We start from the raw sequence: 11,893 nt of genomic DNA on the forward strand, positions 1-11,893 counted from the left end.
GCGACGGTCACTGTCCGCTCTGCTGCCCGCCCTCATCGGTGTCGCTGATCCGGAGCATGTGGCGCTCCTCGCGGCGGGCGAGCAGCTTCTTGCCGACGAGCAGCACCAGGAGCAGCACGACGATCACGCCGACGAACACGTACCCGGCGTAGTGCACCCTCTCCGACAGCTCGGGGTAGCTGCCCGCCGCGGTCGCTGCGACACCCACGTACAGCGCGGCCCACAGCACACAGGCGGGCAGCGTCCAGGCGATGAACCGGCGATATGCGTATCCGCTCATGCCGACCGTCAGCGGAACGAGGGAGTGCAGCACGGGCAGGAACCGGGAGAGGAAGATCGCCACCCCACCACGTCGACGCAGGTACCGCTCCGATCGCCGCCACTGCTCCTCGCCGATCCGGCGCCCCAGCCACGACGCGCGGATGTACGGACCCGCCCACGTGCCGAGCCAGAATCCGATCGACTCGCCGATCAGCGCGCCGATCACCACGGTCACGCCCAGGGCGATGCCCTCCACCCAGCCGTCGACGCCGATCGCCGCGACGAGTACGACCGTGTCGCCCGGCACGACCAGGCCGATCAGGATGCTCGTCTCGAGCATGATCGCCAGACCGGCCAGCACCGTGCGCAGCACAGGATCGACGGCCTGAACGGCCTCGATGACCCAGAGCACGATGTCGTTCACCCCACGAGCGTAAAGCCTGCGGCGGAGCCATACGCTGTGAAGGTGCCCGCACCGCTTCCCCTCACCGCACACGTCGTGGCGCGTCCGGTGGACGCGCACCGTTCCGACGTCGGCTCTCTCTTCGCGCACCTGTTCGACGATGCCGGGGCGGCGTTCTGGCTGGATGCCGGAACCGACCCGCGCGAGGGGTGGAGCATCATCGGCACCGGCCCCGTGGAGGACGACCCCGAGACGGTGCGCCGCGTCGACCTGAGCGGTGCGGCTGAGGCATCCGGGATCCCGTTCCTCGGCGGCTGGGTGGGGTGGCTGCCCTACGAGCACGGCGCGGCGGCGAACGGCGCCCCGATCGCCGACAGCCCCGCGGCGCCCACGTGGATCGCCGTCACACGTGCCGTCGCCCTCGACCACACCACCGGAACGGTGCACGCTCTCGCGCCGGAGACCGACCTCGAGGCGTGGTCGGCCGAGGTGCACGACGCGCTCGCCGCGATGCCGATCGAGCCGCCCCCGCCGGCGGCACCGACGCGCGACGCCGCGGCGCGGCACGGGGTCGCCGAGTACAGCGCCCTCGTCGAGGAGTGCCGCGCGGCGATCCGGCGCGGCGATGCGTACCAGCTGTGCCTCACCACCCGGTTCACCGCCGCCCGTCCCGACGATCCCTTCGCCGTGTACCTGCGGCTGCGCGCGGCGACGCCCGCGCATCACGGCGGCTACCTGCGGGTGGGGGGGCAGCACGTGCTCAGCGCCAGTCCCGAGCAGTTCCTCACTACGGGGGCCGGGCGCGTGTCGACGAGTCCGATCAAGGGCACCCGACCGCGAGGAGTCACGCCGGCCGACGACGTGCGGCTCGCCGAAGAGCTGCAGACGGATGCCAAGGAGCGCGCCGAGAACGTCATGATCGTCGACCTCATGCGCAACGACCTCTCGCATGTGGGTGCTCCTGGCACGGTCCAGGTCGAGCGGCTGTGGCACGTCGAGAGCTACCCGGCGGTGCATCAGCTGGTGAGCACCGTCAGCGCACGGCTGCGCGACGGCGTGACGTTCGGTGACCTGTGCGACGCCGCTTTCCCGGCGGGCAGCATGACCGGTGCGCCGAAGCTGTCGGCGATGACGATCCTGCACCGCCTCGAGAAGGGGCCCCGCGGCATCTACTCGGGGTGCTTCGGTCACGTCGGCCTCGACGGCAGAGTCGACCTCGCCATGGTCATCCGCACGATCGTGATCGACGCGGATTCGGCATCCGTCGGCGCCGGTGGGGGGATCACCTGGCTCTCCCGACCGGACGCCGAGGTTGCGGAGGTCGCAACGAAGGCACGCGCTCCACTCGCCGCGCTCGGCGCCGCGCTGCCGCAGCCCTGGCGCGACCTGCTGCCGGTTTCCTGACCGCATGCCGCTCGCGATACCCTGGAAGGGCCCGATTTCCGGGCCGTTCCGCATCGTCAGATTGGCCGTTCCTTGACCGAGCACGCGTCCCACGCCGAGTCCCCTGAAGTGATGTCCGCGCACGACATCCAGCTCAAGTGGCAGGAGTACTGGGCCGAGAACGAGACGTTCGAGGCCGGCGGCGACGGCGACGAGCGGCCCCGCAAGTACATCCTCGGCATGTTCCCGTACCCGTCGGGCGACCTGCACATGGGTCACGCCATCAACTACCTGTACCCCGACATCGTCGCGCGGTACTGGCGGCACCGCGGGCACAACGTGCTCAACCCGATCGGCTGGGACTCTTTCGGGCTGCCCGCCGAGAACGCGGCGATCAAGCGCGGCGCCGACCCGCGGGAGTGGACCTACAAGAACATCGACCAGCACAAGGCCGGGTTCCGCGGCTACGGCATGTCGTACGACTGGTCGCGCGTGCTGCACACCTCCGACCCCGAGTACTACCGCTGGAACCAGTGGCTGTTCCTGAAGCTGTACGAGCGCGGACTGGCGTATCGCAAGAAGAGCGCCGTGAACTGGTGCCCGAACGACCAGACCGTGCTCGCCAACGAGCAGGTCGTCGACGGCCGCTGCGAGCGCTGCGGCACCGAAGTCGTGAAGAAGAAGCTCACGCAGTGGTACTTCAAGATCACCGAGTACGCCGACCGTCTGCTCGACGACCTCGACACTCTCGAGGGGCACTGGCCGCACAAGGTGCTGCAGATGCAGCGCAACTGGATCGGCCGATCCACCGGTGCCGACGTCGACTTCGTGATCGAGGGTCGCGACGAGCCGGTGACCGTGTTCACGACGCGGCCCGACACGCTGCACGGGGCGACGTTCTTCGTGGTCGCCCCCGACTCCGACCTGGCTGCGGAACTGGCATCCGGGTCGTCGTCGGAGGTGCGGATGCGCTTCCAGGACTACCTCGAGACGGTGCAGAAGCAGACCGAGATCGAGCGGCAGTCGACCGACCGTCCGAAGACCGGCGTGTTCCTCGAGCGCTATGCGATCAACCCGGTGAACGGCGAGCGGATGCCGGTGTGGGCCGCCGACTACGTGCTGGCCGACTACGGCCACGGCGCGGTGATGGCCGTGCCCGCGCACGATCAGCGTGACCTGGACTTCGCTCGCGCGTTCGACCTGCCGGTCAGGGTCGTCGTCGACACGACCGTCACCGGCGGTGCGAACGAGGGAGACGACCTCGCCGAGCTCGATCCCGCCGTGACCGGCACCGCGCTGATCGGCAACGGCCGGATGACCGGGTCGGGCGATCTCGACGGTCTGGCCAAGGCCGAGGCCATCGCCCGCACCATCGCCACGCTCGGCGAGGCGGGCACCGGCCGCGCGGCGAAGAACTACCGCCTGCGCGACTGGTTGATCTCGCGCCAGCGCTTCTGGGGCACGCCAATCCCGATGCTGCACCTCGACGACGGCAGCGTCGTGCCCGTGCCCGAAGACCGTCTGCCCGTGCAGCTGCCGAGCGTCGACGGCCTCGACCTGCGCCCGAAGGGCTCGTCGCCGCTGGGCGCGGCCGAGTCGTGGGTGCGCACCGTCGATCCCGCATCGGGTGAGCCCGCGCTGCGCGACGCCGACACCATGGACACCTTTGTCGACAGCTCGTGGTACTTCCTGCGCTTCCTGTCGCCGAACAGCTCCGAATTCGCGTTCGACCCCGCCGAGGCCAAGCGCTGGGCGCCGGTCGACGGGTACTTCGGCGGTGTCGAGCACGCGATCCTGCACCTGCTGTACGCCCGGTTCATCACGAAGGTGCTCTTCGATCTCGGCCTGATCGACTTCGAGGAGCCGTTCTCGAACCTGGTGAACCAGGGCATGGTCATCATGGACGGCGCGAAGATGTCGAAGAGCAAGGGCAACCTCGTCGAGCTGTCCGACCTGCTCGGGCAGTACGGTGCCGACGCTCTGCGCCTGGGCCTCGCCTTCGCCGGTCCGGTGGAGGACGACAAGGAGTGGAACGGCGTGTCGCTGTCGGGCGCGCAGAAGTTCCTCTCTCGCGCGCTGCGCGTCGCCGACGAGGTGGCGAGCGAGCCGGGAACGGCACCGGATGCCGGTGACGCGGCCCTGCGCCGCATCACGCACCGTCTGCTTGCCGATGCGCCGGCGCTCGTCGAGCAGACGAAGTTCAACGTCGTCGTCGCGCGTCTGATGGAGCTGGTGAACGGCATCCGCAAGACGATCGACACCGGCGCCGGAGCCGCCGACCCCGCCGTGCGCGAGGCCGCCGAGACCGTCGCGATGATCCTCGAGCTCATCTCGCCGCACACGGGTGAGGAGATGTGGGCTCGCCTCGGTCACGAGCCGTCGGTCAGCGCCGTGCAGTGGCCGGATGCCGACCCCGCCCTGCTCGTGGAGGACACCGTCACCACCGCCGTGCAGGTGAACGGCAAGGTGCGCGCGACCCTCGAGGTCGCCGCCGACATCTCCGACGCCGATCTGGAAGCCGCCGCCCGCGCCGACGAGAAGGTGCAGCGCGCCCTGGAGGGCAAGGAGATCGTGCGCGTCATCGTGCGTGCGCCGAAGATCGTCAACTTCGCCGTCAAGGGCTGATCGACTCTTCACGGCGGCTGTGCACAGCTCGCCGTCTCGTGCGAGTTGTGCACAGTCGCCGGGATCTGTCTGCAGTCGTCCGTGCCGCGCGCCCTAGCGTGACAGGGTGTCAGCCGACGAGTCCGCAGAGCCGGATGCCCGTGCGCGCCCGCGTCTGAGGCTCGGCGTCGGCGCCGCGGTGACGCTGGGGCTCGTGGTGCTGTCGGCCGCGGTCGGCTGGGGGATCCTGCGCGGCCAGGCGGCCCCGACCGAGAGCATCGCGCTGGACGGCGCAGCGTCGGCGTCGGCGGCCACCGGTGACGACACGCGTGGCGGCTCTGCCGTCGCGCCGCCCGAGGGGCTGTACGTGCATGTGCTCGGCGAGGTCGCCGCCCCCGGCCTGTACATCGTCGATCCGGACGCGCGGCTGGTCGACGCTCTGGCGGCTGCCGGCGGCACGCTCGAATCCGCCGACCTGCAGGCCGTGAACCTCGCGCGTCCGCTGAGCGACGGCGAGCAGATCGTCGTGCCGAAGATGGGCGCTGAGCCGTCGGCCGGAGCCCCAGAGGGAGGAGTCGGGGGCGCGGGGACCGGCGTCGGTGCCGGGGCGGCGGACGGGATCGTGAACCTCAACACCGCCGACCAGACGGCGCTCGAGACGCTGCCGCGCATCGGTCCGGCGCTGGCGCAGCGGATCATCGACTGGCGCGATGAGAACGGTCGATTCCGTGCTGTCGACGACCTGCTGGCCGTGCCGGGGATCGGCGAGAAGCTGCTCGCCGGCATGCGCGAGAAGGTGCGGGTGTGACCGACCTGCGCACGAGCGTGGTGGCCGTCGTGCTCTGGGGCGCGGCACTGCTGCTCATCCACGTACCTCGGCTCGCCGGGCCCACCATCCCGATCGCGCTGATCGGAGCGGTGCTGCTGGTGATCCTCCGTCGTCGTCGAGCGGGTCTCGTCGTGCTCGTGCTGCTGTGCGGTGCGGGTCTCGCCGCGACCGTCGCGGCCGCACAGCCGGCCCGCGACGCCCTCACGGCGCAGGACGGGCACGTCGTCGAGGCGCTCGTCGAGGTGAGCTCATCCGCATCCCTCGGCGGCGATGGGCGTCTGTGGTTCGACGCGCAGACCATCGCGATCGGTCCGCCCGGGCACCCGCAGCGCGTCGCCGGCCCGATCCGGGTCGGCGTCGCACCGATCGACGGAGCGGATCTCGGTGCGGTGCTGCGCGTCACGGGTCAGGGCAAGCGCACGGATGCCGGTGAGCGCGCCGCTCTGGTTCTCTTCGGCGTCCGCGCCGAGGTGACGGCGCCGGCCTCGGGGGTCTTCGCGGTCGCCGCGACCACGCGCGCCGAGTTCATCCAGCGTGCGAGCGGACTTCCCGAACCGGGCGCAGGGCTGCTCCCTGGCCTCGCGGTGGGCGACACGAGGGCGGTGTCGGAAGAGGTGAGCGCGGCGATGCTGGCATCCGGACTCAGCCACCTCACGGCCGTCAGCGGGGCGAACTGCGCGATCGTGGTCGCGGCGGTGTTCTGGCTCGTCTCGCTGCTCGGCGGCGGTCGCGCGCTGCGGGTGGCGCTCTCGCTTCTCGCGCTGGGTGCCTTCGTCGTGCTGGTCACCCCCGAGCCCAGCGTGATCCGCGCCTCGGTGATGGCCGCGCTCGCGATGCTCACCCTGCTGATCGGGCGGCCGAGCGCGGGGCTGGCCATGCTGTCGCTGGCGGTCTGCGGACTGCTGATCGCCGACCCGTGGCTGGCCGCGACACCGGGGTTCGCGCTGTCGGCTGCGGCGACCGCCGCGCTGCTGGTGCTGTCCCGTCCGCTGCTGCGCGGGCTCGGGCGCTGGATGCCCGTGCCGCTCGCCCTCGCCCTGTCGGTGCCCCTCGCGGCCCAGCTGGTGTGCGGACCGATCGTCGCCCTGTTCTCGGAGACGCAGTCGGTGGTGGGTGTCGTCGCGAACCTCCTCGCCGCCCCCGCAGCCCCCATCGCGACGGTGATCGGGCTGCTCGCCTGTCTCACCTCCCCGGTGCCGCCGCTGGCCGATCTGCTCGCGGCGGCTGCCTGGCTGCCCGCCGCCTGGATCCAGACCACCGCGACGGTGTCGGTGTCGCTGCCCGGCGCGACAGCTGCGGTGCCGGCCGGTCCGCTCGCGGCCACCGTGGTCGCCGTGATCAGCGCGGCTGCGACGCTCGTGCTCGTGCGCCCGCGCTCACGGCGGCTGCGTCTTGTCGCGGCCGCCGTGGTGGTCATCGCGTCGGCCGCCTCGGTCGCAGGGATGCTGCTGCGCGGGCCGCTCGCATCGATGACCACTCCGCGTGCATGGACGATCGCCGCGTGCGATATCGGGCAGGGCGATGCGGTGCTCATCCGCTCGGGCTCGCAGACCGCGCTCGTGGACACGGGTGCGGATCCGGATGCCCTCACCGGATGCCTGGCACAGACCGGCACCGACCGCATCGATCTGCTCGTGCTCACGCACTTCGACCTCGACCACGTGGGAGCGGCGACTTCGCTGGCCGGCCGCGTCGACACGGTGCTGCACGGGCCCGTCGCCGAGCCTGCGGACCAGCGGATCCTGGATGAGCTCGCCGCAGGCGGCGCCGCTCTGCGGGGCGGAGCGGTGGGCACGCACGGGTCGCTCGGATCGGCCGAGTGGCGCGTCGTCTGGCCGCCGCCTGACTCGGCGGCGTTCCCCAGCGGCAACGACGCGAGCATCGTCGTCGACATCGCCGGCGGGGGAGTGCCCCGGATGCTGATGCTCGGCGACCTCTCCGCCGCTCCTCAGCGTCAGCTGCTGGCGAGCGGTCGGGTCGGCGGCGAGTACGCGGTGGTCAAGGTCGCGCATCACGGCAGCCGCGACCAGGAGCCCGCACTGTACGCGCAGATCGCGGCACCCGCAGCGCTGATCAGCGTGGGGGAGGACAACGACTACGGGCATCCGCGCAAGGAGACGCTGATCATGCTCGAGGCGGCCGGCTCGCGTGCCCTGCGCACCGATCGGCGCGGCCTCGTGCTGCTCGGCGAGCAGGGTGGGCGACTCGTGGTGTGGACGGAGCGCCAGGAGTGACAGCACCAGGAAGCAGGGTCGGCACCCGCCGGTAGGCTGAGAGCATGGCAGCTCCTCGTTCTTCGGCACGCAGCACGGCCGCGAAGGGCACCAAGATCCCGCAGGTGTCGTGGCGCGAGCCGCGCCCGGCGCCGATCGTTCTCGTCTCCGGGCCCGAGGAGGTGCTCGCCGAGCGCGCGATCGCCGGGGTGCGCGACTACCTGCGCGCCGAGGACCCGGCGCTCGAGGTCAGCGACATCCGCGCCGACGACTACGCCGAGGGCACGCTGCTCACCCTCACCTCGCCGTCGCTGTTCGGCGAGCCGCGACTGGTGCGCGTCGCCGGCGTCGAGAAGTGCACCGGCGCCTTCCTGCAGGAGGCCGTGCGCTACCTCGAGGCCCCTCAAGAGGGGGCTACCGTCATCCTGCGGCACACCGGCGCGACGGTGCGCGGCAAGAAGCTTCTCGACGCTGTCCGCGCAGGCACCGGCGGCGGCATCGAGATCCCGTGCGCAGCGGTCAAGCGCGACTCCGATCGTGTCGACTTCGCCGCCGGCGAGTTCAGGGCCGTGAAGAAGCGGATCCAGCCCACCGCGCTGCGCGCTCTCGTCTCGGCCTTCGCCGACGACCTCACCGAGCTCGCTGCCGCCTGTCAGCAGCTGATCGGCGACGTGGAGGGCGACATCACCGATGACGTCATCACGAAGTACTACGGCGGTCGCGTCGAGGTGTCGGCGTTCGTCGTCGCCGACACGGCCATCGCCGGTCGCTACGGCGAGGCCCTCGTCGCGCTGCGTCACGCCCTGGCATCCGGAGCCGACCCCGTGCCGATGGTCGCGGCGTTCGCCATGAAGCTGCGCACCATGGCGCGCGTCGCCGGCCGTCGAGAGCCCAGCCGTCAGCTCGCGCAGCAGCTCGGCATGAAGGACTGGCAGGTCGACCGCGCCAGGAAAGACCTCGCGGGGTGGAACGAGCGCTCGCTCGGCATGGCGATCCAGGCGACCGCGCGCGCGGACGCGGAGGTCAAGGGCGCCGCGCGCGACCCGATCTTCGCGCTCGAGCGCATGGTGACGGTGGTCGCCACCCGCGACGCGTTCGCGTCGACCCGCTGACGCGGCTCCCGAGCGAGCGAAGCGAATCGAAGGGCGCTCAGGACAGCCTTCCCGACACAGCAGAAGGCCCGCCCCGCGAACGGGACGGGCCTTCGAAGCAGAATGCGGAGGCTCAGAGAGCGGCGACCTTCTTGGCGATGGCCGACTTGCGGTTCTTCGCCTGGTTCTTGTGCACGACGCCCTTGCTGACGGCCTTGTCGAGCTTCACGGACGCGATCTTGAGGGCGCCCTCTGCGGCCTCCTTGTCGCCGGAGGCGATGGCCTCGCGGGTCTTGCGAACCAGCGTCTTCAGCTCGCTCTTGACGGCGCGGTTGCGCTCCTGAGCCTTCAGGTTGGTCTTGTTGCGCTTGATCTGCGACTTGATGTTTGCCACGTGTGGACACTTTCTGTCTGGATGGATTCGGTGTGCTGCCGACGGTAGAGGGACGTCGCACAGCGGTCGTGAGGGACGAACCCACACGCAAGCCAAGAGTCAATGCTACCAGTAGTCAGGCGCTGGTGCAGCACGCCCCCGCGGGTGCGCCCGATCCGCCCGACCTCGGCTCCTGGCATCCACGACCGCCAGCGCCAGGCGCAGCACCGCGTTGAACACCGTCGGGCGCATCGCCGTCACCAGATGCGTGGCGTGGGGCACGACGATCAGCTCGGCATGCGGTGCGAGACGCTGGAACAGCGCCTCGTTCACCCGCAGCTGGTCGAACTGCCCGTTCACGAACCACAGCGGCACGCGGATGCGCGGGAGAGCCGCCTCCAGATCCAGAGCGGCGAGGCTGCTCAGCGCGGCATCCTGCGCGTCGAACGCGTAGCCGCCGGCGGCGAAGTCGCCGCGGGTGTCGACCGGGAGGGTCGCGGCCAGCACCCGATCGGTGAGCCACTGCCCTCGCTGCGGCAGCGAGTTCATCGCCCGGGCCAGAACACGGTACGCGCGCAGCGCCGCGCCGCGGGGGATCGCCGTGCACGACACGGCCACGACGCCCGCGATCGGCGGCGTGTCCTCGCCGCCGGCGTAGGCCAGCGAGAGCAGCCCGCCCATCGAGTGGCCCACCAGCAGCACGGGTCCGTGCCGGGCCGCATCCCGCACCGCGGCATCGATGGTGTGCAGCGCCTCGTGCAGGGTGAAGTCCTCGTCCATCCGCATGCCGTGCGCGGGAAGATCGATCGCCGTCGCCGGGATGCCGTTCTCGGCCAGCCAGTCGAGCTGCGAGCGCCACATGGTCGATGACGTGCGGATGCCGTGCACGAAGACGACCTGGACGCTCACCCCATCAGCATATGAAGAAAGCGGGGCCGGTGGATCACCCACCGGCCCCGCTCACATGATGCGGTGCTTACTTCTCCCAGCCGACGTTCTCAACCGGCTGCACGCCGAAGAGGTCCAGGCCCACGTAGGGCTCGGGCGTCAGGTTGGCGAGTCCCGTCTTGGCCGCCGAGATGGACGGTCCGTTGTACAGCGGGATGAGGCCCCAGTCCTGGAAGATCTCGGCCTCGAGCTTCATGGCCGCGGCCGTCTGCTTCTCGGGGTCGTTGATCGACTCGACCTCTTCGTGGATGCGCTCATCCATCTCCGGCGTCTGCACGCCCGAGAGGTTCAGGCCCATGTCCTGGCAGTACAGCTGGCAGAACCAGGCCGCACCGAACGGGTCGGACGAGGTGAAGCGCAGGCTGAAGATGTCCCAGTTCTTGGAGTTGTAGTCCTCGGCGAACTTGTTCGCCGGGCGGACGTCCACCTTGACATCGATGCCGATGGCCTTCTCCTGAGCCTGGATCGACTGCGCGAGGGCCTTCTGGGTCGGGTCGTCGTTGTGGATCGGGTAGGTGACCGAGAGCTTGACGCCGTCCTTCTCGCGGATGCCGTCGGAGCCCTCCTTCCAGCCCGCCTCGTCGAGCAGCTTCTTGGCGCCCTCGACGTCGAACTTGTAGCCGGCCTCCTCGAGCGCGTTGCTGTAGCCGGGCTGGAACGAGAAGAGGGTCAGCGAGCCGGCCGGCTCCTCTTCGTAATCCAGGCCGTTCCACGCGATCTTCTTCTGCTGGTCGATGTCGATCGCCTTGAAGAACGCCTCGCGCACCTTGACGTCCGCGAACTGCGGCTTCTCGGCGTCGACCTCGAGCAGCGTGTTGGCGGTCTGCTGCGCGCGGTAGATCTCGATGTCCTTCATGTCCTTGACCTGCGCGAGGCGGTCCTTGGTGCCCACGCCGACCATGTCGATCTCGCCGTTCTTGAACGCGTTGATCGAGGCCTGCGAGTCCATGCCCTTGAAGGTGACCGTGTCGAGCAGCGGCTTGTCGCCCCACCACTTGTCGTTCGGCTTGAACGAGATGAAGTCCTTGTTCGCGTCGAACTCGTCGACCGTGTACGGGCCTGCGCCCCACTCGGCGTGCGGGTCGTCGATCATCGCGGAGTTGAAGGTGTCCGGGTCGGCCAGCGCCGGGTGGATGATGCCCGTCAGGAACGGCATCTGCGGCCAGGCGAACTCGCCCTTGAAGGTGACGATCGCGGTCTTGGGGGTGTCGCCCTGCTCGACCTTCTCGATCTCCTTGTAGCCGTCGGTGGCGTTGGGGACGAAGCCCTCCTCGGTGGAGCGGCTGGCCTTCCACGTCGCGTCGATCGCCGTCCAGTCCATCGGCGTGCCGTCGTTCCAGGTGGCCTCGTCGGTGAACGTGAAGGTGATCTGCGTCTTGCCGTCGACCGTGTCGATCTTCCACTCGTCGAGGTACGCGTCGTGCTTGTAGGGCGTGCCGTCCGGCTTCTGCAGCAGGATCTGCGGCATGTACCACGCGGCGACGCGGGCGGTGTCGGCGCTGCCGTCACCGTGGAAGGAGTTCAGCTGCTCCGGGATCTCGTTGATCGGGAAGTTGACCGTGCCGCCCTCCTTGAGGTTCTCGCGCGGCTGCGGGTTGTAGTCCGCGGCCGAGGTCTCGGCTGCGCTGCCGTCATCGCCGCTGCCACCGTTGTCTCCGGTGTCAGAGGCGCACCCGGTGAGGACGAGTGCGAAAGCGCCGGTGAGTGCCAGCGCTCCCATCAGCTTCTGCTGCTTCATGGTGCTCCTTTCGCCTTGCGGCGTGTCATATGGGGAGAATAGTTGCGCTC

At 70.1% G+C, this 11,893-nt stretch carries 9 protein-coding genes; 5 read left to right on the plus strand and 4 right to left on the minus strand.

The genetic code is table 11. The features are described from left to right. Positions 1-7: 7 nt before the first annotated feature. Positions 8-685: a VTT domain-containing protein gene (locus AB0O65_RS05970; protein ID WP_071642999.1), complete on the minus strand. Its 678-nt coding sequence runs from the start codon at positions 683-685 to the stop codon at positions 8-10. 42 nt (positions 686-727) lie between these two features. On the opposite strand from AB0O65_RS05970, the gene pabB reads away from it, so the two are divergent. The 5 genes from pabB (at position 728) to holA (ending at position 8,805) form a co-directional block, all read left to right on the plus strand. After that, complete coding sequence (pabB, locus tag AB0O65_RS05975; RefSeq protein ID WP_363383652.1) at positions 728-2,068, plus strand: aminodeoxychorismate synthase component I; 1,341 nt, start codon at positions 728-730, stop codon at positions 2,066-2,068. A 111-nt stretch (positions 2,069-2,179) separates the two neighbouring features. Next, positions 2,180-4,672: a leucine--tRNA ligase gene (gene leuS / locus AB0O65_RS05980; protein WP_363383654.1), complete on the plus strand. Its 2,493-nt coding sequence runs from the start codon at positions 2,180-2,182 to the stop codon at positions 4,670-4,672. Between the two features lie 106 nt (positions 4,673-4,778). Next, complete coding sequence (locus AB0O65_RS05985) at positions 4,779-5,459, plus strand: ComEA family DNA-binding protein (protein WP_363383656.1); 681 nt, start codon at positions 4,779-4,781, stop codon at positions 5,457-5,459. After that, positions 5,456-7,714: a ComEC/Rec2 family competence protein gene (locus AB0O65_RS05990; RefSeq protein ID WP_363383658.1), complete on the plus strand. Its 2,259-nt coding sequence runs from the start codon at positions 5,456-5,458 to the stop codon at positions 7,712-7,714. Before AB0O65_RS05985 ends, AB0O65_RS05990 begins: the two co-directional genes overlap by 4 nt. A gap of 44 nt (positions 7,715-7,758) precedes the next feature. Next, the gene (holA, locus tag AB0O65_RS05995) at positions 7,759-8,805 is read left to right on the plus strand and encodes a DNA polymerase III subunit delta (RefSeq protein ID WP_363383660.1); all 1,047 of its coding nucleotides are present in this window, start codon (positions 7,759-7,761) and stop codon (positions 8,803-8,805) included. A gap of 112 nt (positions 8,806-8,917) precedes the next feature. On the opposite strand, the gene rpsT is transcribed toward holA, so the two are convergent. The 3 genes from rpsT to AB0O65_RS06010 all read right to left on the minus strand — a co-directional run bounded on the left by rpsT (position 8,918) and on the right by AB0O65_RS06010 (position 11,843). Beyond that, positions 8,918-9,178 carry a 30S ribosomal protein S20 gene (gene rpsT, locus AB0O65_RS06000; RefSeq protein ID WP_071642921.1) on the minus strand — a complete coding sequence of 87 codons (261 nt, stop codon included), beginning with the start codon at positions 9,176-9,178 and terminating at the stop codon, positions 8,918-8,920. 105 nt (positions 9,179-9,283) lie between these two features. Next, the gene (locus AB0O65_RS06005; RefSeq protein ID WP_363383662.1) at positions 9,284-10,066 is read right to left on the minus strand and encodes an alpha/beta hydrolase; all 783 of its coding nucleotides are present in this window, start codon (positions 10,064-10,066) and stop codon (positions 9,284-9,286) included. A gap of 67 nt (positions 10,067-10,133) precedes the next feature. Beyond that, positions 10,134-11,843, minus strand: a complete 1,710-nt coding sequence (locus AB0O65_RS06010; RefSeq protein ID WP_071642923.1) for an ABC transporter family substrate-binding protein — start codon at positions 11,841-11,843, stop codon at positions 10,134-10,136. Positions 11,844-11,893 lie beyond the last annotated feature (50 nt).

The organism is Microbacterium sp. NPDC077391 (assembly GCF_040686955.1).
Classification (GTDB): domain Bacteria; phylum Actinomycetota; class Actinomycetes; order Actinomycetales; family Microbacteriaceae; genus Microbacterium; species Microbacterium commune.